Raw genomic sequence first — 19288 nt, 5'->3', positions numbered from 1 at the left:
CTTGGGTCAGTGCCAGACATTATCGAACGAGAAGCCCCCCGGTTCCGCTGGCGCAGGTCAACCCGCGCTTTGCATGGTCTGGGCGCGCGCGCTCAGGGTCGCCGCGTCGAAGCCCGCCACCTTCTGGTAGCCCTGGGTGATCGCGGCGATTTCCTCGGGTGTGATCAGGTCGCTGACCACGTCGTCGGGCCCCTTGATGCGTTCGCGCGCCAGTTGCAGCACCGCTTCCGGGCCCAGCGTGCGGTTGCTCGCGACGACCTTCGCGGTGGCCGGCAGCCGGCGGCTTTCGTACAGCTTGAGCGCGGCGTGCACGTCCAGGTCCGCCTCGCTGAAGGCGGTGCCCAGCGCGTCCGCGTCCAGAATGGCCTGGGACGCGCCGTTGGCGCCGATGGGGTACATCGGGTGCGCGGCATCGCCCAGCAGCGAGACGCCCCCCTGGCTCCAGAAGGGCAGCGCCTCGCGGTCGGCCATCGGGTACACGAAGATCCGCTCGGTGGCGCGGAACAGCGCCGGCACGTCGAGGAAGTCGAAGTGCCAGTCGGCGAAGGCCGGCAGGAACTCCTCCACCGTGGCGGCGCGGTTCCAGTCCTCGCGCTGGTACTTGGCGTCGCGGCCGATGTTGATCTCGGCCACCCAGTTGATCAGCGAACGGCCGCGCTGGGCCGCCTCGCGCGAGATCGGGTAGATCACGGCCTTGCTGTCGTGGTGGCCGCAGATCACCATGGTCTCGGTGTCGAGGAAGGGCTCGCGCTCCACGGCGCCGCGCCACATCATCGTGCCGGAGAAGACCAGCGGCGATGCGTCGGGGTGCAGTTGCGCGCAGGTCGCCGAGTGGATGCCGTCGGCGCCGATGAGGGCGTCGAAGCGTTCGCTGGTCACCTCCCCGGTGCTGCCCTGGCGCATGTGCACCCGCACCCCGCTGCCTTCGTGCTCGAAGTGGTCCATGCGGTGGTCGGTGCGCACGGCGCCGATCTCGCGCTGCACGGCGCGGTGCAGCAGCATCTGCAGCTGGCCGCGGTGGATGGAGTACTGCGGCCAGGGCGAGCCGGCGTGCAGGCCGCGCGGGTCGCGCTGGATCAGCTGGCCGTACTGCGTGCGGTACTCGATGGCCCGGGTCTGGATGCCCGTGGCCTTGAGCTCGTCACCCAGCCCCAGGCCGTAGAGCACGCCCGCGCCGTGGGGCAGCAGGTTGATGCCCACGCCCAGCGGCTGCAGCTCGCGCGCGGCGTCGATGAGGCTGACCTTGACGCCCAGGCGGTGCAGCTTGAGGGCCGCGGTCAGTCCACCGATCCCCGCGCCGGCGATGAGGACGGACGGCTTCATTGCAGGTCCTCGGGAATGATGCGGCCGCTGTCGGCGATCAGTTCGTCGTCGAGGTAGAACTGGTGGTGGCGCAGCGCGAAGTCCTGGTGGCAGCCCGTGGTGTGCTTGCCGCCGAAGGTGGCGTTCTCGCCCAGCGCGAACAGCGTCGTGCCCCAGGCGGTGCGCCCGTCCTGGCCGATCACGTCCAGCGGATTCTGGAAGTTCAGCGAGTTCCACAGCGCGCGGCGGTGCGAGCCCCAGCCGGTGTGCGAGATCGCGAAGCCTTCGGGGTCCTGCCAGCCCTGGATGTAGTCGCGGATCAGGAAGGCGTCGAGCCCGCCTTCGATGGAGGTCACCGCGCCGTTCTCGAAGCGCATGGTCACCGGGGTGGTGATGTAGCGCTTGGCGGGGTACCAGATGTCGCCCGGGTCCAGCACGATGACGCCGTCGCCCTTGCCTTCGGACGGGATGGTGTACTGGAAGGCGCCGGGCCAGTGGTCCCAGCGGCCCGGCTCGTCGGTGTAGCCGTACTGGCCAATGATGGGGCGCCCGCCGATGTCGAACCAGACGTCCGAGCCGTTCTCCGAGGTGATGCGGATGCGCTTGGCGGCCTTCAGGCGGGCGATGCCGCGCTCCACGCGGGCCTTGTCCTCGATCGTGGGGAACATGCGCTCGAGCGCTTCGACCGGGTCATGGACCATCAGCATGCGCGTGCCGCTCTCCAGGATCAGGCGCTGTTCCTTGGAGTGCAGCAGCCCGCCCGTGGAGAGGTCGATCACCAGATCGGCCTGCTTGAGCGTCTCGATGGCCAGCGTGCCGCCGCTCAGGATGGCGGAGGACACGTTGCCGGTGCGGATCACCGGCACCTGCTCGGGGGGCGCGGAGGGGACCATGAGGATCAGCGTCTCGGCCCCGATGTCGCGCGCGGCACCGTACAGCGCGGCTGCGTAGTCCTGGTTGGCATCCGGCTCGGTCAGCACGATGAGCGATTCGGTGGCCTTGAGCTTGCACAGCTCCAGCATGCGCCTGAACAGCGGAACCAGTTCCGTGGTCTTGAAGGCCGTGGCGGTGGTAACAGACATAAAGCAAAGCTCCTGGTGGTTGAGGGAAAAAAGATTCTAAAAGGAAACTTAGTTTCCGATCAAGAACTTCTTGCCTTTTGCCCTGGCTTGCATATTGCTCACGCGGTCTCCACTGGCGTTGCGACAGCCTTTTCAGGGGCTCTCAGGCGCGGATTCGGGCATGCGAGGCAGCGATTTGCGCTTCAAAAGCACCGTTGATGTGCATGAAAACCCTAATAAGATGCATAAATTTCCTATTGTCATGTTTTGTTCTTTATAGGAAACTTTCGAGTCCAACGCTTGGTTTTTCGTCCGATCCCTCCCCACCACCCTTCAAAAGGAACTCCCCATGTCGACGATTCAACGATGGCTGGCTGCCACCTCCCTGGTTCTGGCTGGCGCCCTGCAGCCGGCCCTGGCCCAGTCCACGGTCACGCTCAAGGTCCATCACTACCTGCCGCCGTACTCGCTGGCCCAGAAGCAATTGATCGAGCCCTGGTGCGAGCGCATCTCGGCGCAGTCGGCCGGCCGGCTGAAGTGCCAGATCTTTCCGGCCATGCAGATGGGTGGCACGCCGCCGCAGCTGTTCGATCAGGCCAAGGACGGCGTGGCCGACGTGGTCTGGACGCTGCCGGGCTACCAGGCCGGCCGCTTCCCGTTGACCGAGGTCTTCGAGCTGCCCTTCATCACCAGCAACGCCGAACGCAGCAGCCGCGCGCTGTGGCGCTATGTGGCCCAGCACTCCAGCGCCGAATTCGCCGGCGTGCGCCCGCTGGTGCTGCACGTCAACGACGGCTTCCTGGTGCACACCACCGGGCGCCAGATCAAGGCGCTGGAAGACTTCCGGGGCCTGAAGCTGCGCGCGGCCACGCGCCTCAACGCCAAGCTGATCACCGCCCTGGGCGCCGCGCCCATCTCCATGCCCATGCCACCGGTGCCGGAGGCGCTGTCCAAGAAGGTCATCGACGGCGCGATCCTGCCGTGGGAGGTGATTCCCGCGCTCAAGCTGCAGGACATCGTGAAGTTCCACACCGACATCGACGCGTCGCTGCCGCGCCTGTCCAACACCGTGTTCGCGATGGTGATGAACAACGCGCGCTACGACTCGCTGCCGGCCGACCTGAAGAAGGTCATCGACGCCAACAGCGGCGAGGAGGCCTCGGCCCTGGCGGGCAAGGCGTTCGATGCGGCCAGCGTGCCCGCGCGCAAGACGGCCGAAGACCGCAACAACGTCTTCCACACCGTGCCCGTCGAGGAGGCGCGCCGCTGGATGGCGGTTGCCCAGCCGATCACCGACGAGTGGATCAAGGAGGTGACGGCCCGTGGCCAGGATGGCAGGAAGCTGCTGGACGCCGCGCGAGCCGCCGAGTAAGCGCATGGCCGCTCTGATTCACAAGACCAGCACGGTCTTCGCCGTGGCCGCGGGCGTGATCGCCTCGGCCGCCGCGCTGTTGACCACGCTGAGCATTCTGGGGCGCTGGTTCTGGTCGGCGCCGATTCCCGGCGACGTGGAACTCACGCAGTTCGGCATCGCCATCAGCATCTCGATGTGCCTGCCATGGTGCCAACTGCAACGCGGCAACATCATCGTGGACTTCTTCACTTCGCGCAGTTCGTCGCGCACGGTGCGGGTGCTTGACGCCATCGGCGCCGTGGCACTGGCCGCGATGATGGGCGTGCTCGCCTGGCAGACCGCCGTGGGCGCGGCCGCCTCGCGCGCCGTGGGGGAGACCACCATGATCCTGGGTCTGCCGATGTGGCTGGTCTACGCGGTGCTCGCACCCGGGCTGGCCATGACGATGCTGATCGCGCTGCTGCAGGCGGCCGGCGTCATCGCCGACCAGGACGAGGCCGCGTGCGAGCCGTTGCTGGGGGTGGCGCCATGAGCATGATGACCATTGCCCTGCTGATGTTCGCCGGCATGCTGCTCCTGATGGCGGTGCGCATCCCGATCGCGGTCGCCATGTTCGTGGCCGGCGCGCTGGGTTACCTCGCGGTCTCCGGGCCGCTGCCGCTGCTCGCCCTGCTCAAGGGCGCCGCCGTCGGGCGGCTGTCGGTGTACGACCTCACGGTGGTGCCGCTGTTCCTGCTGATGGGCCAGTTCGCCACCCAGGGGGGCCTGTCGCGCGCGCTGTTCCAGGCGGCCTCGTCGCTGGTGGGCCACGTGCGCGGCGGCCTGGCCATGGCGTCCATCCTGGCCGCGGGCGGCTTCGGCGCGGTCTGCGGGTCCTCGGTGGCCACCTCGGCCACGATCACCCAGGTGGCCTATCCCGAGATGAAGCGCCACGGCTACAGCGGCCGGCTGTCCACCGCCGCGCTGGCCACCGGCGGCACCATGGGCATCCTGATTCCGCCCTCGGTGCCGCTGGTGATCTACGCGCTGCTGACCGAGCAGAACATGGCCAAGCTGTTCGCGGCCTCGCTGATCCCCGGTCTCATCGCGATGTTCGGCTACCTGGGCGTGGTCTGGCTCTACTGCCGCCTGCGCCCCGATCTGGCCCCGCCGGCCGCGGCGATCGGCTGGCGCGAGCGGCGCCAGGCGCTGGCGAAGATCTGGCCCATCGCGCTGATCTTCCTCTCGGTCTTCGGCGGCATCTACGGCGGCGTGTTCACACCGACCGAGGGCGCGGCCGTGGGCGCCGTGGGCACCTTCGTGGCGGGCGTGGCCTTCGGCGAGCTGCGCAAGCGCGAGATCGCGCGCTCCTTCGTGGGCGCGGCGGAGACGTCGGCGATGGTGTTCATGATCTTCATGGGCGCCGACCTGATGAACGCCGCGCTGGCGCTTACCCGCATGCCGCACGAACTCTCCGAGTGGATCGGCCAGCTCGGCGTGTCGCCCGTGACCATCGTGGCCTGCGTGATGCTGCTCTACATCCTGCTGGGCTGCGTCATGGACGAGCTGTCGATGCTGATGCTCACCATCCCGGTGATCTTCCCGACCATCATGTCGCTCGACCTCTGGGGCCTGGGCGCGGAGGACAAGGCCATCTGGTTCGGCGTGCTGGTGCTGATGACCGTGGGCATCGGGCTGATCGCGCCGCCGATCGGGCTGAACGTCTGCGTCGTCAACGGCATCGTCAAGGACGTGCCCATCGTCGAGACCTACAAGGGCGTGCTGCCCTTCGTGCTCAGCGACATCGTGCGCCTGGCGCTCACGGTGATGTTCCCCAGCATCGCGCTGGTCACCGTCTGGTGGTTGTTCTGATGGGAGCCGACATGCCATGGCCTGTGAATGAAGGCTTCTTCGAACTGGGCGACCACCCGCTGGCCGCGGGTGGCCAGCTGCCACGCGCGCGCCTGGCCTGGAAGACCCACGGCACGCTCTCGCCCTCCGGCGACAACGTGATCCTCTACCCGACCAGCTTTGCCGTGCGCCACGGCGACATCGAATGGCTGATCTCGCCCGAGGGCATCCTGGACCCGACGCGCTGGTTCATCGTGATCGTGGACATGTTCGGCAACGGGCTGTCCTCCAGCCCGTCCAACACGCCGGACTACCCGGCGCTGGTGACGGCCGCCGACAACGTGAGCGCCCAGCGCCGGCTGCTGCGCGAGCACCTGGGCGTGCAGCGGCTGGCCTGTGTCTACGGCTGGTCCATGGGCGCGCAGCAGGCCTACCACTGGGCCGCGCTGTACCCGGACGAGGTGGAGCGGGTCGTCGTCAACTGCGGCAGCGCCCGCACGGCGGTGCACAACCAGGTCTTCCTGGATTCGCTCATCGCCACGCTGGAGGCCGCGCCCGAGCACCTGGGGCAGGGGCGCTTCTCGGCGCCACCGGCCGCCGCGTTGCGCGCCTTCGGCCGCATCTACGCGGCCTGGGCCCTGAGCCAGGACTTCTTCCGCGCGGACCTGCACCGCTCGGCCTTTGGCGCGCCCGACCTGGAGACCTTCCTGCGGGCCAACTGGGACGGGCGTTTTGCCGCGCGCCATGCGCAAGACCTGCTGGCCCATTTGCGCGGCTGGCACGCCAGCGACATCAGCGCCAACGCGCGGCATGGCGGTGATCTCACGGCGGCGCTGCGCGCCATCACGGCGCGCGTGCTGCTGATGCCGGGCGCCACCGACCTCTATTTCCGCGTCGCCGACAACGAACTGGAGCTGCCCCACCTGCGCCACGCGCGCCTGCAGCCCATCCCCAGCGTGTGGGGACACCTGGCCGGCAACCCGCAGCGCAGCCCCGAAGACGCCGCCTTCGTGCGCGCCGCGGTGCGCGAATGGCTGGCATCCTGACCGAGAGCCCGATGACATGAACCCCCAAGACTATGCGCGCCTCGGCGCGCTCGAACTGCGCAAAGCCATCGCCTCGGGCCGCACCTCGGTGCAGGCCGTGGTGGAGGCCGCGTTCGCGCACATCCACGCGCGCGAACCGGCCATCCACGCCTGGCGGCACCTGGACGAGGCCGGCGCGCTGGCCCGCGCCCGCGCGCTCGACCACCAGGGCGCCCCCGGCCTGCTGGGCGGGGTGCCGCTGGCGGTCAAGGACGTGCTCGACACCGCCGACATGCCCACGCGCTACGGTTCCCCCATCTACGCGAACCACCAGCCCACGAAGGACGCGGCCTGCGTGGCGCTGGCGCGCGGCGCCGGTGCCGTGCCCCTGGGCAAGACGGTGACCACCGAGTTCGCCTACTTCTCCCCCGGGCCGACCGCCAACCCGCGCAACACCCGCCATACCCCGGGCGGCTCCTCCAGCGGCTCGGCCGCGGCCGTGGCCGACGGCATGGTGCCGCTGGCCTTCGGCACGCAGACCGCCGGCTCGCTGATCCGGCCCGCGTCCTATTGCGGCGTGTTCGCGCTCAAGCCGACCTTCGGCAGCGTGGACGGGGCCGGCGCCAAGCGCTTCGCGCCCTCGCTGGACACCCTGGGCTGGCTGGCGCGCAACGCCGACGACCTGGAGCTCATGCGCTGCCTGCTCACGGGCCAGGCCCACCGCGAACTCGGTGTGCGGCCGGCCGCCACGCTGCGCCTGGGCCTGTGCCGCACGCACGAATGGGCGCAGGCCGACGCGGGCGGCCAGGCCGCCTTCGCAGAGGCTGCCGAGCGCGCGCAGGCGGCGGGCATGACCGTGGTGCCGGTGCCCATGCCGGACGCCCTGGCGGGCCTGCTGCAGGCGCAGAAGACCGTGATGGCCTACGAGGCGGCGATCGAGCTGGCGGCCGAGGCCGAGCGCCATGCCGATCAGCTGAGCCCGGCCATGCGCGCGCTGCTGGAGACCGGCCGCGCCACGTCGCGTGCCGACCACGAGAGTGCGCAGGCCCTGGCGCACGCCGGCCGGGCGGCACTGTCCGGCCTGGTGCGCGAGGTGGACGCCTGGCTGGTGCCCGCCGCACCCGGCGAAGCGCCCGAAGGCCTGGCGGCCACCGGCGACCCGGTGTTTTCCCGCGTGTGGACGCTGCTGGGCTGGCCCTGCGTGAACGTGCCCGGGCTCGTGGGACCGGGTGGCCTGCCCATCGGCATGCAGCTGGTCGGGCCGCCGGGCAGCGACCGCGCGCTGCTGGAGGCGGCCGCCTGCCTGCACCGCGTGCTGGCGCCCGCGGGCTGAGTCAGGCCTCGAGCAAGGCGGCGCGCAGCCGCTCCAGTTCGAGTGGGCCCAGGCCCATGGCGCTTTCCAGGTAACGGGGCAGGCCGCCGAACTCCTGCTCGATGGTGGTGAAGGCCGCGTCGAGAAAAGCGGGCTGCACGCTCCAGAGCACGTCCATCACATGCGCCGGGCCACGCGCTTCCACCAGCGGGCTGCGCACGTAGAGGTGGTTGGTGAGCAGGTAGTCCTGCACGATGTCGTCGCGCGAAACCCCCAAGGCGCTGAGCAGCAGCGCGGCCGCGAAGCCGGTGCGGTCCTTGCCGGCGGTGCAGTGGAACACCAGTGGCGTGGGCTGGTCGAGCAGGTGGCGGAAGAAGCGCGCGTACACCGGCGCGCCTTCGCGCGCGAAGCCCCGGTAGGTCTGGCACATCAGCGCCACGGTCTCGGCCTCGGTGGGCACCTGCCGGGCCGCGAGCAGTTCCTGCACGCGGTGCACCACGGTGGGTTCGATCGACAGCGCCAGCGTGGTCAGGCCCTCGACCTCGGAGGGCAGGGTGGCGCTTTCGGCCACGCCACGGAAGTCGATGCGGTGCGTGACGCCCAGGCCTTGCAGCGTGGCGCGGTCTTCGGGCGTGAGGCCCGCGAGGTGGTCGGAGCGGTAGACACGGCGCTGGCGCACGCGCCGCCCGTCCAGGCCGGCGTGGCCGCCGAGGTCGCGGAAGTTGGAGGCGCTGCTCAGCAGGCGCGGCGGAATGGCGGAGGGGGGCGGTGTCATGCGGCCATTGTCGCGCCCCGCCGATGTCAGGGTTTTTTGCTCGGCGCGGGGGCGGCCGCCACTGGCACGCACGGGTCGCCTGCGGTCTTGTCGCCTTGTTCGATCAGCGGGATCACGGCGGCCGCCGGGCCCGCTGCCGCGCCCAGCGCGAGGGCGCCGAGCAGCCGACCGGCCAGGCGCCGGCCCTCGATGCCGACATCGGGGTTGCCCAGCGTGCCGGTGACGGTGATGGGCGTGCGCAGCGAGAGCGGCGACCAGTCCTTGGGCTTGGCGACCAGGCGCAGGGCCATCGATTCGTCGCGCAGGTTGACGTGGCCGTCGATGCGCACGGTGCTGTCGCGGTTGTCGATCACCGCCAGCCGGGGTTCGAGCACACCGTTGCGCGCCACCATGTCGAAGCGCGCGCAGTTCAGGGGCAGCGGGTGGTCGCCCCGGATCAGCACGCCCAGGGCCTGCGCCAGGTCCAGGCCCATGGCCTCGGTGGCCAGGTGGGAGATGGTGCCGTCGCGCAGCGTCAGATCGACCGGGCCGTTCAGCGAGCCCAGGATGTCGGCCGTGGAGTTGCCCGCGCCGCGCACGTCCAGCTTGGCGGAGAGCACGCCGGTGACGTAGGAACGCACCGCCTGTTCGCCGCCCTGGCGCGCCTGTTCACGTTCCTTCTTCAGGGCCTTGGTGGCGTTGGCCGAGGGGGCGGGGGGCGCGGCGTCCTTGCGCATCCCGCGCATCCAGCCGGCGATGTCCACGCCGGCGACGTCCAGCCGCGCCTGCCATTTCGCGGGTTGCGCGTTGGCGTCGAGCTGGGTCATGCCCTTGAACTGGCCGCCCGACACCGAGGCCTGCAAGTCGTCCAGGCGCAACACGCCCGCGTCGAGGTGGATGCGGGTCTTGAGTCCCTTCAAGGGCGCCATGGCGTCGGTGCCGAAGTCCACTTCATCGATGGCCACGTTCACGTCGGCGTCCATCACTTTCAGCGAGGGCAGGTCGAAGCGGCGCTGCGGCAGCACGCGGCCCTGGGCTTGCTGCTGCGGTGGCGCCTTGGCGGTGCCGCCTTCGCCACCGATGGCCGGCCCCAGGTCGGCGAACGCGAGTTTGGGGCCGGTGAGCTCGCCCGTGAGGCGGCGCGGGCTGGTGAGCTGGTGAAAGCGCAGGTCGCCCGCGAGGCGGCTGCTGCCGATGGTGGCGCGCGAGGCCTGCAGGCGCCACACGCCGTCGGCTTGCGAGAGCCGGCCGCGCAGGTCGAAGGGCGGGGTCTGCGGCAGGGTGATGCCCAGCGGGCGGCCCACCTCGGCCAGCGAGCGGCCCTGGAACGACAGCGCGCCATCGAGCCGGGGTGTGCCCAGCAAGGCGGCGGCCTGGCCGTCGAACAGCAGCTTGGCCGAGGCCACCGTGCCCGCCACGCGCACCGGCACCCACTGCGCATCGGGCGCGGCCTCGGGGTCCTGCAGCAAGGGCAGGGTGCTGCCCGCGCGCACCTGCAGGTCCATGGGCATGGTGCGGTAGCGGCCCTTGAAGGTGGCCTCATAACCCGAGGCGGCGCCGGTCACGGCCTCGCCTTCGCTGCCTTTCACGCCGATGGCCAGATCGACGTCCTGCACCGCATCCTTCCAGGCGACCTGGCCCTGGCCGATCACGAGCGAACCGAAGCGCGGCAGGCCACCCAGCGGATCGCTGTTCTCTTCGGCGCGAGGCTTGTCGTCCTTATTGCCCAGCTGCCAGTTGGCGTCGCCACCGGCGATGCGCATCAGGTGCGCGTCGAGCTGATCCGCCTGCAGCCGCTGCAGCAGCAGGCGATCCCCGCGCTGCCAGCGCCAGATGTCGCCCCAGTGCCAGACCAGGGTGATGTGGCGCGCATCGAGCAGATGGGGGGCGCCGAAGCGCGCGTCCGAGGCGATGCGCAGGTGCTCCACCTCCAGTCGGGGCCGCCACAGCAGGTGCGTGCGCACCTGGCCCTGCATCTGCACCGGCACGCCGACGCCGCGCGTGGCGGCGTTCTCGATGGGTTGGCGCAGCACGGGCCAGCCGCTGTATTCGCCCCATGCCACGCCCAGAACGAGCACGGTGAGCACGCCACCGGCGATCCAGAGGGTTCGAGGGCGTCGCCTCTTCGATGGGGGAGGGTTGGTCTGAGCGTCCACGCTTCATTGGAACGCAGCATGGGCCGGATCGTTCGGTTTCGGCCCGATGACGCGGCCTTGTCCTACAGGGCGGCGGCGGCCAGCCCGCAGGCCGGTCGATAGAATCCAGATTCCGAATCTGAATGGGTTCTTCCATGCGCGATGCCCCGAGCGGAGATGCCGTGTCGGACACGATGGAGGTGAATGACGAGACGCATGCCCCGGATGCACGCTGGCTCTCACAAGGCGACGACTGGGTGTTGGAACTCAGCGGCGCCTGGCGCGAACACAGCGCCCCTCTCCCCGAGCTTCCGGCCACCGAGGTCGTGGGCGCCGTGCGCGTCCACGCGGACGGCCTGCGCTCGTGGGACGCGCCCCTGGCTTCCGCGCTGTGGCATCAGATCGAACCCTTCGCGCGTCGCGGCGCGGATGTCGACCTGCAGGCCCTGCCCGAAGGCCTGCAGCAGATTCTGGCGCTCGCGCTGGACACCCCGCCCCCCGCCACGGCGGCCCCGGCCGCCACACGCGGCCGCGTGGCCCGCCTGGGTGCGCGCGTCACGGCCTGGTGGGCCCTGCGCCGCAAGACGCTGACCTTCTTCGGCGAGGTGCTGCTGTCCCTGGGGCGGTGGCTGCGCGGGCGCAGCGACATGCGCGCCTCGGACCTCGCGTGGCAGATCGAACAGACGGGGCCGCGCAGCCTGCCCATCGTGGCGCTGGTGTGTTTCCTGGTCGGTCTCATCGTGGCCTACATGGGCGCGGCCCAGCTGCAGCGCTTCGGTGCGCAGAACTACATCGCCGACCTCGTGACGGTGGGCGTGGTGCGCGAGGTCGCGGCCCTGCTGGTGGGCATCGTGCTGGCCGGTCGCGTGGGCGCGGCCTTCGCGGCGCAGATCGGCAGCATGCGCGCCAACGAAGAGGTGGACGCGCTGGCCACCATGGGCGTGAACCCGGTGGACTTCCTGGTGCTGCCCCGCGTGCTGGCGCTGCTCATCGTCGGGCCCATGCTGACCGCCTTCGGCGCGCTGGTGGGCATGGCCGTGGGCTGGCTGGTGGCGGTGGGCATCTATGGCGTCACACCGCTGGAGTACGTGTACGCCAGCGCCCAGGCCATCACGCTGCCGCACGTGGTGGTGGGGCTGATCAAGGGCACCACGTACTCGGTGCTGGTGGCGCTCGCGGGCTGCCTGCAGGGCATGGCGGCGGGGCGCAGCGCGCAGGCCGTGGGCGACGCGACGACGGCCTCGGTGGTGCAGGCCATCGTGTGGATCGTGGTGGTGGCCTCCGCGCTCACCGTGGTGTTTCAACGCCTGGACTTCTAGATGAACGAACACCTGCACGCCCAACCCGCCCCGCCCGAGCCCGGTGCGGAACCGCTGGTGCGCGTGGAGAACCTGACCATGGCGTTCGGCAGCAACGTGATCCAGCGCGACCTGAATTTCGAGATCCTGCCTGGCGAGGTGCTGGCCCTGGCCGGCGGCAGCGGCTGCGGCAAGAGCACGCTGCTGCGCCACCTCATCGGCTTGCAGGTGCCGGCCAAGGGCCGGGTGCTCTACGGTGCGCAGGACCTGTACGCGGCCGACGACAAGGAGAAGGCCGCGCTGCTGCGCTCCTTCGGCGTGATGTTCCAGGCCGGCGCGCTGTGGAGCAGCATGACGGTGGGCGAGAACGTGATGCTGCCCATGCAGGTGCTGACCGACATGGAGCCCGAACGCCGCGAGCAGGAGGCCCGCTTCAAGCTCGCGCTCGTGGGGCTGGCGGGCAGTTTCGAGGCCGAGCCCGCCACGTTGAGCGGCGGCATGCGCAAGCGCGCCGCCATCGCGCGGGCGCTGGCGCTGAATCCGCAGCTGCTGTTCCTGGACGAGCCCTCCGCCGGCCTGGACCCGCTGACCTCCGCCCACCTGGACGAACTGATCATGCACCTGCGGGACGACCTGGGCACCACGGTGGTGATGGTCAGCCACGAACTCGAGAGCATCTTCGCGCTGGCCGACCGCCTGCTGTTCCTGGACGCGCAGAGCAAGACCATGACGGCGCTCGGCCCGCCCAAGGCATTGCGGCAAGACGGCCCGGAGGAAGTCCAGCGCTTCCTTCGGCGAGGCGCCGCCGCCCCCGTCAAAGAGGAAACCCCATCATGAAGCGCAAGGCCAATCCCACCCTCATCGGCACCTTCGTGGTGGCCGGCCTCGCACTCATCGCGGTGGCCATCATCACGCTGGCCGGCAGCAGCTACTTCACGCGCAAGGAGCGCACCGTGATGTACTTCAGCGGCTCCGTCTACGGCCTGCAGGTCGGCGCGCCGGTGGTGTTCCGTGGCGTGCGCGTGGGCAGCGTGGAGTCCATCGAGGTGTCCTACAACCGCGAGACCGACGCCTTCTCCATTCCGGTGGTGGCCTCGCTCGACAGCGATGCGCTGCGCGGGCTCGATGGCAAGCACGGCGATGCCGCCTCCGATTCCGAACTGGCGCTGCCCGCGCTGGTGGAGCGGGGCATGAGCGCGCAGCTTTCCATGCAAAGCCTGCTCACCGGCCTGCTCTATGTGGACCTGGACCTGCGCCCCAAGCGCGTGGCCAGCACGCATGGCACGCGGCGCGGCCTGACCGAAATCCCGACCGCGCCCACGGCGATCCAGACCTTCCGCGATCAGCTCGAAGGCATCGACCTGCGCAAGATCACCGACGACCTGGCGGCGATCGCCGCTTCGGCCCGCGCCGTGATCTCGGGGCCTCAGCTCAACCAGGCCCTGAGCGACCTGGCCGAGATCACCGCGACCTTCAAGCGCGTGTCCGAGCGGCTCGACAAGCGCCTGGACCCGCTGGCCAACGAATTGCAGCGCTCGCTCGTGTCCACCCGCACCGCGATGGACGGCATGGAGAAGGCGGCCAAATCGGTGAACGAGAGCGCCGTCGGTTTTGGCCGCACGTCCGAGCGCGTGTCCGACCTGCTGGCGCCCGACGCGCCCCTGGTGCAGAACCTGCAGCGTGCGGCCAACGAGGTGAGCCGCACCGCGGGCGCGCTGCGCGAGGCCACCGCGGGCGATTCGCAGCTGATGGTGGGGGCCGACCGCGCGCTGGACGACCTCTCGCGCGCCGCCCGCGCGCTGCGCGACCTGGCCGAGGCCCTGGAACAACAACCCGATGCGCTCCTGCGGGGCAGAAAGGTCAACGAATGAACCGCCCAGCCATGAACCGACGCGGCCTGCTCGCCGCCCTGGGCCTGGCGCCCGTGGTGTTCGCCGCCGGTTGCGCCGGCACCGATGCGCCGCCCACGCGCTGGTACGAGCTGCGCGCCGAGCCTCCGGAACCCCGGCCGGCGCCCCGCCCGGGCGATGGCGCGGTGTGGGAGGTCTCCGGCCTGGTGCGCCTGCCCGGCTCCCTGGACCGGGACGTGCTGATGGTCTCCAGCGGCGCGTCGTCCCTGCTGCCGCTGCCCGGGCACCGCTGGGCCGAGCCGCTGCGCGAGAGCGTGCCACGCCGCCTGGTGGCCGACCTGGCCCTGCTGCGGGGGGAGGGCCTGGTCTGGCGCGCGCCCGCGCCCTCGGGGGCGAACGTGACGCGGCAGCTGCGCGTCGAGATCGATTCGCTGATGGCCGACAGCGGCCGGCGCACCCTGCGCCTGCAGGCCCGCTGGTGGCTCACCGACCTGCGCGGCGGCGCCACGCCGCCCACGCTGGGTCAGGCCGACATCGAGGTCCCGCTGGCCGACGGCTCGCCCGACGCCCTGGCGGCCGGCCACCGCCTGGCCGTCTGGCGCCTGGCGCAGCGCATCGCGGGCGGCTGAACGGGGCCTCGAGAGGGCCCGTCCCGAGGGGGACAGCGCGTTCGTCGGCTGGATTTCAGTGCCGGCCGTTCATGTCGATAGGCCGGAGGTGATCCGATCCTTTTGCCTGAACCTCCCAACATGAACCTCTTTCGCCACATGACCGTGAACGCCAAACTCTGGACCGGCGTTCTTGCCATCGTGCTCGCCCTGGGCGCGATGTTGTCCTTCACCGGCACCCGCTCCAGTGCCTTGACCAAGGAAGCCGACGAAGTGCTCGGCCGGATGTCCGACAAGACCGTGATCGCCACGGAATGGGCCGGCCTGACCGAAACCAACGTGACGCGCGTGCAGGCCTCGATCCTGAGCACCGACCCGTCCATCGACCAGCTCTACAAGGACGTCATTCCCGTGGGCGTGGCCTCGATCTCCGCGCTGCAGAAGCGGCTGGACGCGATGCCCATGAACGACGCCGAGAAGGCCCAGCTCGCGAAGATCGCCGGGCTGCGCCAGGCCGTGCTGGGCTCGCTGGCCAAGGCCAACGAGATGAAGAAAAACGGTGACACCGCCGGGGCCGTGGCCGAAATCACGTCCCGCTTCAACGCGGCCGTGCCCCCCTACGTGGCGGCGCTGCGCGAGTTCGCGCAGATGCAGGTGAGCATGCAGGCCGAGGCCCAGGTGAAGTTCGCCGCCGATCGCGCCAGCAACCTGACCATGGCAAGCGCGCAGATCGGCCTGCTGATCCTGGGCATCATCGCGGGCGCCTTCTTCCTCATCCGCAATATCCGCACGCCGCTGCGCGAAGTGGTGGCGTTTGCCGAACGCGTGGCCGGCGGCGACCTGACCGCGCGCATCCGCAACGACCGCCGCGACGAGTTCGGCGCGATGACCAAATCCCTCTCCGACATGCGCGATCGCCTGGTGCACGTGGTGGCCGACGTGAAGCGTGGCACCGAGAACATCACCGTGGCGGCGCGCGAGATCGCTTCGGGCAACAACGACCTCTCGGCCCGCACCGAACAGACCGCCGCCAACCTGCAGCAGACCGCCGCCAGCATCGAGCAGATGTCGGGCGCGATCCGCCAGTCGGCCGACTCGGCGCGCGTGGCCAACCAGCTGGCCGACGTGGCCGGCCAGAGCGCCCAGAAGGGCGGCCAGGTGGTCAACGAAGTGGTGTCCACCATGGAGGAGATCAACCAGGCCTCGCGCAAGATCAGCGACATCATCGGCGTGATCGATGGCATCGCGTTCCAGACCAACATCCTGGCGCTGAACGCGGCGGTGGAAGCCGCGCGGGCGGGCGAACAGGGCCGGGGCTTCGCCGTGGTGGCTGGTGAGGTGCGCAACCTGGCGCAGCGCAGCGCCCAGGCGGCCAAGGAAATCAAGGTGCTGATCGGCGCCAGCGTCGACAAGGTGACCGCCGGCACCGAGCTGGTGGGCCAGGCCGGCCAGACCATGGGCGAGATCGTGGAGAACGTGGTGCGCGTGCGCGACATCATCGGCGAGATCGCCTCGTCGTCGAGCGAGCAGGCCGAAGGCGTCAACCAGATCAACGCCTCCGTCTCCAACCTGGACCAGATGACGCAGCAGAACGCGGCGCTGGTCGAGGAAAGCGCGGCCGCCGCATCGAGCATGAACGACCAGGCGCTGCGCCTGTCCGAGGTGGTGCGCATCTTCCGCGTGGACGCGGCCGATGCGGCCAGCTCGATCGCTCAACTGAGCGCCAACGACCTGCACAAGCGCGGCAACGCCGTGGCCGCCAAGCCGGTGGCCGCTGCGGCCGCCGCGCCGAAAGCGGCGCCTGCTCCCGCGAAGGCCGTGGCCAAGGCACCGGCGGCAAAGCCCGCCGCGGCCCCTGTCGCGGTGGCGAAGAGCCCCAAGCCCGCGCCGGTGGCCGCTCCCGTGCCCGCGACGGCGGGTGGCGCGGACGACTGGGAATCGTTCTGAACGAAGAAGGCCTCGCGGCCTTCTTCAGTTCACCATCACCAGCTTGCCCTTGACCGAACGCGATCCCATGATCGCGTAGGCCTTGTGCAGCTCGCTCATGGGCAGGGTCTGGTCGATCACCGGCTTGACCTGGCCCTTGGCGTACATCCCCGCCAGCGCCTGCATCATCTCGGCGTTGGCCTTGGGTTCGCGGCGCGCGAAATCGCCCCAGAACACGCCCACCAGGCTGGCGCCCTTGAGCAGGGTGAGGTTCAGCGGCAGGGCGGGAATCGGGCCGCTGGCAAAACCCACCACCAGATAACGGCCGCGCCAGGCGATCGAGCGGAACGCGGGCTCGGCGAAGTCCCCACCCACCGGGTCGTAGATCACGTCCGGGCCCTTGCCGTCGGTGAGCTGCTTGATCGCATCGCGCAGGCCCTCCTTGGGGGTGTGCACGCTGTAGTTGATGGTGGCGTCCGCCCCCAGCTGCTGGCACAGCTCGCACTTCTCGTCGCTCGAGGCGGCCGCGATCACGCGCGCCCCGGCGGCCTTGGCGATCTGGATCGCCGCCGTGCCCACGCCGCCGGCCGCGCCCAGCACCAGCACGGTCTCGCCGGCCTTGAGCGCGCCCCGGTCCATCAGCGCGTGCCACGAGGTGGCGTAGATCATGATGAAGGCGGCCGCGTCCACCGCCGGAAAGCCGGGCGGCAGCGGCATGCACAGCGCGGCCGGTGCGATGGTGTGGGTGCCGAAGCCGCCCGTGCCGCTCAGGCAGGCCACGCTCTGGCCCACCTGCAGGTGCTTCACACCTTCGCCCACGGCGCGCACCACGCCGGCGTATTCCGAGCCCGGCACGAAGGGCAGGGCGGGCTTCATCTGGTACTTGTTCTGCACGATGAGCAGGTCGGGGAAGTTCAGGCTCGCGGCCTGGATCTCGATCAGCACCTCGCCCGCCTTGGGCGCTGGCGTGGGCAGTTCCTTCCAGGTCAGGGCGTCGACGCCCACGGGGTTTTCGCAGAGCCAGGCATGCATGGTGTGTCCTCGTTCAAATGGTCATGAAACCGTTCCATGATAGGCAGCGGGGGCCGTCTTCCGCAGCGGGTAAGCCCCTTGCGTGTCCCGGGCGTGACCGGGGCGATCCACCTAAAATCGCGGCAATGAAAATACTCATCTCCAACGACGACGGTTACCAGGCGCCCGGCATCGTGGCGCTCTACGAGGCCCTCAAGGGGCTGGCCGAGGTGGAGGTGGTGGCCCCGGAGCACAACAACAGCGCCAAGTCCAACGCGCTCTCGCTGCATTCGCCGCTTTACGTGCACACGGCCTACAACGGTTTTCGCTATGTGAATGGCACGCCGGCCGACTGCGTGCACATCGCGCTCACCGGCCTGCTGGGCTACCGGCCCGATCTGGTGGTCTCCGGCATCAACAACGGCGCCAACATGGGCGACGACACCATCTATTCCGGCACTGTGGGCGCGGCCATGGAGGGCTACCTGTTCGGCGTGCCCGCCATCGCCTTTTCACAGACCGAAAAGGGCTGGGGCCACCTGGAAGACGCGGGCCAGATGGCCGCGCGCCTGGTCTCGCAGCTGCTGCCCTCGCTGGAAAACGGCCCGCCCGCCGAGCCCTGGTTGCTCAACGTCAACATCCCCAACCGGCCGCTGGCCGAGCTGCGCGGCTTCAAGGTGGCGCGCCTGGGCCGCCGGCACGCGGCCGAGCAGGTGATCTCGCAGACCAACCCGCGCGGCGACACCATGTACTGGATCGGCAGCGCGGGCAAGGCCAAGGACGACGCCGAAGGCACGGATTTCCACGCCTCGCTGCAGGGCTACGCCACCATCACGCCCCTGCAGGTGGACCTGACCGACCACGACCGCCTCGCCTACTGGGCGCCCACGGCCGCGAGCCTGTCCATGGGTGGTGCCGGCTCGTGAAGCGCGGTCTGCCGGTTCCTCCACCGCCGTCTTCCGCCCCCGCGGCGGGCGCGAAGCCCAGGCCGGGTTTTCCGGCGCGCCTGCCCGCCGCCGCGCCCGCACCGGTGCCGCGCAACCATCTGCAGCCCCGGCCGGCGGCGCGCGCCGTGGCACCGCCGGCCCTGCCGCAGCCCAAGGCCGCGCCCCGGGTGCCGGTACACCCGGTGGCGCCCACCGGCGTGGGCATGGAATCGCAGGCGGTGCGCGCCGCCATGGTGCGCAAGATCCAGGGGCAGGGCGTCACGCACCCGGGCGTGCTGGCGGCCCTGCAGGCGGTGGAACGCCACCGCTTCGTCGATTCGGCGCTGGTCAACCAGGCCTATGAAGACACCAGCCTGCCCATCGGCCTGGGGCAGACCATTTCCAAGCCCGGCGTGGTGGCGCGCATGCTGGAGCTGCTCTGCCAGGGCCGCGGCGAGAAGATGGGCCGGGTGCTGGAGATCGGCACCGGTTGTGGTTACCAGGCCGCCTTGCTCAGCCACCTGGCGCGCGAGGTCTACAGCATCGAGCGGCTCAAGGGGCTGCACGAAAAATCGCGCGAGAACCTTCGCTGGTTCCGCCTCTCCAACCTGCACCTGCTGTTTGGCGATGGCATGCTGGGCTACCCCAAAGGGGCACCCTATGCGGCCATCATCGCGGCGGCGGGTGGCAACGACATTCCGCAGGCGTGGATCGACCAGTTGGCCGTGGGTGGCCGGCTGGTGGCGCCCGCGGTCACGGCGGCCGGTCGGCAGAACCTGGTGGTGGTGGACAAAACCGCCACCGGCATCGTCCGCACCGAGCTGGAGGCCGTGCTCTTTGTGCCTCTAAAATCGGGTGTCGCATGATGTTGCACCGCCTCCCGGGCGGTGCAACGT

General features: G+C 70.2%; 17 protein-coding genes. 12 read left to right on the top strand and 5 right to left on the bottom strand.

Going from position 1 to position 19288, the window contains the following annotated elements:
* Positions 1-57 precede the first annotated feature (57 nt).
* Both AC1Q9M_RS10310 and AC1Q9M_RS10305 read right to left on the bottom strand, forming a co-directional pair.
* Positions 58-1323 (bottom strand): flavin-dependent oxidoreductase, encoded by a 1266-nt coding sequence (locus tag AC1Q9M_RS10310; RefSeq protein WP_382320498.1) that lies wholly within the window; start codon positions 1321-1323, stop codon positions 58-60.
* Complete coding sequence (locus AC1Q9M_RS10305; RefSeq protein ID WP_382326417.1) at positions 1320-2384, bottom strand: 2,5-dihydroxypyridine 5,6-dioxygenase NicX family protein; 1065 nt, start codon at positions 2382-2384, stop codon at positions 1320-1322. Before AC1Q9M_RS10305 ends, AC1Q9M_RS10310 begins: the two co-directional genes overlap by 4 nt.
* Positions 2385-2712: 328 nt before the next feature.
* Here AC1Q9M_RS10305 and AC1Q9M_RS10300 point away from each other — a divergent pair, with 328 nt between their 5' ends.
* The 5 genes from AC1Q9M_RS10300 to AC1Q9M_RS10280 are packed head-to-tail and all read left to right on the top strand — an operon-like array spanning position 2713 to position 7905.
* A complete protein-coding gene (locus tag AC1Q9M_RS10300) occupies positions 2713-3735 on the top strand; it encodes a TRAP transporter substrate-binding protein (protein WP_382320494.1) in 1023 nt (340 codons plus the stop codon).
* A 4-nt stretch (positions 3736-3739) separates the two neighbouring features.
* The gene (locus AC1Q9M_RS10295; protein ID WP_382320492.1) at positions 3740-4249 is read left to right on the top strand and encodes a TRAP transporter small permease; all 510 of its coding nucleotides are present in this window, start codon (positions 3740-3742) and stop codon (positions 4247-4249) included.
* Entirely contained in the window at positions 4246-5568 is a 1323-nt protein-coding gene (locus AC1Q9M_RS10290; RefSeq protein ID WP_444686862.1) for a TRAP transporter large permease, read from the top strand. The genes AC1Q9M_RS10295 and AC1Q9M_RS10290 overlap by 4 nt, the downstream gene beginning before the upstream one ends.
* 11 nt (positions 5569-5579) lie before the next feature.
* Positions 5580-6593, top strand: a complete 1014-nt coding sequence (locus AC1Q9M_RS10285; protein ID WP_492433635.1) for an alpha/beta fold hydrolase — start codon at positions 5580-5582, stop codon at positions 6591-6593.
* A 16-nt stretch (positions 6594-6609) separates the two neighbouring features.
* Positions 6610-7905 carry an amidase gene (locus AC1Q9M_RS10280; protein ID WP_492433633.1) on the top strand — a complete coding sequence of 432 codons (1296 nt, stop codon included), beginning with the start codon at positions 6610-6612 and terminating at the stop codon, positions 7903-7905.
* A gap of 1 nt (position 7906) precedes the next feature.
* Here AC1Q9M_RS10280 and AC1Q9M_RS10275 read toward each other — a convergent pair whose 3' ends face one another.
* Together AC1Q9M_RS10275 and AC1Q9M_RS10270 are read right to left on the bottom strand one after the other, a co-directional pair.
* Positions 7907-8659 carry a tyrosine-protein phosphatase gene (locus AC1Q9M_RS10275; RefSeq protein ID WP_492433631.1) on the bottom strand — a complete coding sequence of 251 codons (753 nt, stop codon included), beginning with the start codon at positions 8657-8659 and terminating at the stop codon, positions 7907-7909.
* A 26-nt stretch (positions 8660-8685) separates the two neighbouring features.
* Positions 8686-10794 (bottom strand): AsmA family protein, encoded by a 2109-nt coding sequence (locus AC1Q9M_RS10270; protein WP_492433629.1) that lies wholly within the window; start codon positions 10792-10794, stop codon positions 8686-8688.
* 134 nt (positions 10795-10928) lie between these two features.
* On the opposite strand from AC1Q9M_RS10270, the gene AC1Q9M_RS10265 reads away from it, so the two are divergent.
* The 5 genes from AC1Q9M_RS10265 (at position 10929) to AC1Q9M_RS10245 (ending at position 16476) form a co-directional block, all read left to right on the top strand.
* Entirely contained in the window at positions 10929-12092 is a 1164-nt protein-coding gene (locus tag AC1Q9M_RS10265) for an MlaE family ABC transporter permease (RefSeq protein WP_444691254.1), read from the top strand.
* Positions 12093-12908, top strand: coding sequence for an ABC transporter ATP-binding protein (locus AC1Q9M_RS10260; protein ID WP_492433627.1), 816 nt, complete (start codon positions 12093-12095; stop codon positions 12906-12908).
* On the top strand, positions 12905-13942 hold the full coding sequence (locus AC1Q9M_RS10255; protein ID WP_382156880.1) for an MlaD family protein: 1038 nt from the start codon (positions 12905-12907) through the stop codon (positions 13940-13942). Before AC1Q9M_RS10260 ends, AC1Q9M_RS10255 begins: the two co-directional genes overlap by 4 nt.
* 11 nt (positions 13943-13953) lie before the next feature.
* Positions 13954-14550, top strand: a complete 597-nt coding sequence (locus AC1Q9M_RS10250) for a PqiC family protein (protein ID WP_382156882.1) — start codon at positions 13954-13956, stop codon at positions 14548-14550.
* A 120-nt stretch (positions 14551-14670) separates the two neighbouring features.
* Positions 14671-16476, top strand: coding sequence for a methyl-accepting chemotaxis protein (locus AC1Q9M_RS10245; protein ID WP_444686856.1), 1806 nt, complete (start codon positions 14671-14673; stop codon positions 16474-16476).
* Positions 16477-16500: 24 nt separating this feature from the next.
* Here the strand turns inward: AC1Q9M_RS10245 and AC1Q9M_RS10240 are convergent, their stop codons facing one another.
* The gene (locus tag AC1Q9M_RS10240; protein ID WP_382156886.1) at positions 16501-17487 is read right to left on the bottom strand and encodes an NADPH:quinone oxidoreductase family protein; all 987 of its coding nucleotides are present in this window, start codon (positions 17485-17487) and stop codon (positions 16501-16503) included.
* Between the two features lie 125 nt (positions 17488-17612).
* On the opposite strand from AC1Q9M_RS10240, the gene surE reads away from it, so the two are divergent.
* Entirely contained in the window at positions 17613-18392 is a 780-nt protein-coding gene (gene surE / locus AC1Q9M_RS10235; protein ID WP_444686855.1) for a 5'/3'-nucleotidase SurE, read from the top strand.
* Complete coding sequence (locus tag AC1Q9M_RS10230) at positions 18389-19258, top strand: protein-L-isoaspartate(D-aspartate) O-methyltransferase (protein WP_492433624.1); 870 nt, start codon at positions 18389-18391, stop codon at positions 19256-19258. The genes surE and AC1Q9M_RS10230 overlap by 4 nt, the downstream gene beginning before the upstream one ends.
* Positions 19259-19288 lie beyond the last annotated feature (30 nt).

The sequence above is a fragment of the Hydrogenophaga sp. GW823-FHT04C09 genome (assembly GCF_058796355.1).
The sequence above is the reverse complement of the archived record's forward strand: the minus strand, read 5'-3'. Positions and strand labels throughout refer to the sequence as shown.

Bases quoted from the DNA above. Each gene is read 5' to 3' on its own strand.
- AC1Q9M_RS10255 (WP_382156880.1), top strand. From the start codon at position 12,905: ATGAAGCGCAAGGCCAATCCCACCCTCATCGGCACCTTCGTGGTGGCC.
- AC1Q9M_RS10260 (WP_492433627.1), top strand. From the start codon at position 12,093: ATGAACGAACACCTGCACGCCCAACCCGCCCCGCCCGAGCCCGGTGCG.
- AC1Q9M_RS10245 (WP_444686856.1), top strand. From the start codon at position 14,671: ATGAACCTCTTTCGCCACATGACCGTGAACGCCAAACTCTGGACCGGC.
- AC1Q9M_RS10310 (WP_382320498.1), bottom strand. From the start codon at position 1,323: ATGAAGCCGTCCGTCCTCATCGCCGGCGCGGGGATCGGTGGACTGACC.
- AC1Q9M_RS10275 (WP_492433631.1), bottom strand. From the start codon at position 8,659: ATGACACCGCCCCCCTCCGCCATTCCGCCGCGCCTGCTGAGCAGCGCC.
- AC1Q9M_RS10280 (WP_492433633.1), top strand. From the start codon at position 6,610: ATGAACCCCCAAGACTATGCGCGCCTCGGCGCGCTCGAACTGCGCAAA.
- AC1Q9M_RS10240 (WP_382156886.1), bottom strand. From the start codon at position 17,487: ATGCATGCCTGGCTCTGCGAAAACCCCGTGGGCGTCGACGCCCTGACC.
- AC1Q9M_RS10300 (WP_382320494.1), top strand. From the start codon at position 2,713: ATGTCGACGATTCAACGATGGCTGGCTGCCACCTCCCTGGTTCTGGCT.
- AC1Q9M_RS10265 (WP_444691254.1), top strand. From the start codon at position 10,929: ATGCGCGATGCCCCGAGCGGAGATGCCGTGTCGGACACGATGGAGGTG.
- AC1Q9M_RS10305 (WP_382326417.1), bottom strand. From the start codon at position 2,384: ATGTCTGTTACCACCGCCACGGCCTTCAAGACCACGGAACTGGTTCCG.
- AC1Q9M_RS10290 (WP_444686862.1), top strand. From the start codon at position 4,246: ATGAGCATGATGACCATTGCCCTGCTGATGTTCGCCGGCATGCTGCTC.
- surE (WP_444686855.1), top strand. From the start codon at position 17,613: ATGAAAATACTCATCTCCAACGACGACGGTTACCAGGCGCCCGGCATC.
- AC1Q9M_RS10285 (WP_492433635.1), top strand. From the start codon at position 5,580: ATGCCATGGCCTGTGAATGAAGGCTTCTTCGAACTGGGCGACCACCCG.
- AC1Q9M_RS10250 (WP_382156882.1), top strand. From the start codon at position 13,954: ATGAACCGACGCGGCCTGCTCGCCGCCCTGGGCCTGGCGCCCGTGGTG.
- AC1Q9M_RS10295 (WP_382320492.1), top strand. From the start codon at position 3,740: ATGGCCGCTCTGATTCACAAGACCAGCACGGTCTTCGCCGTGGCCGCG.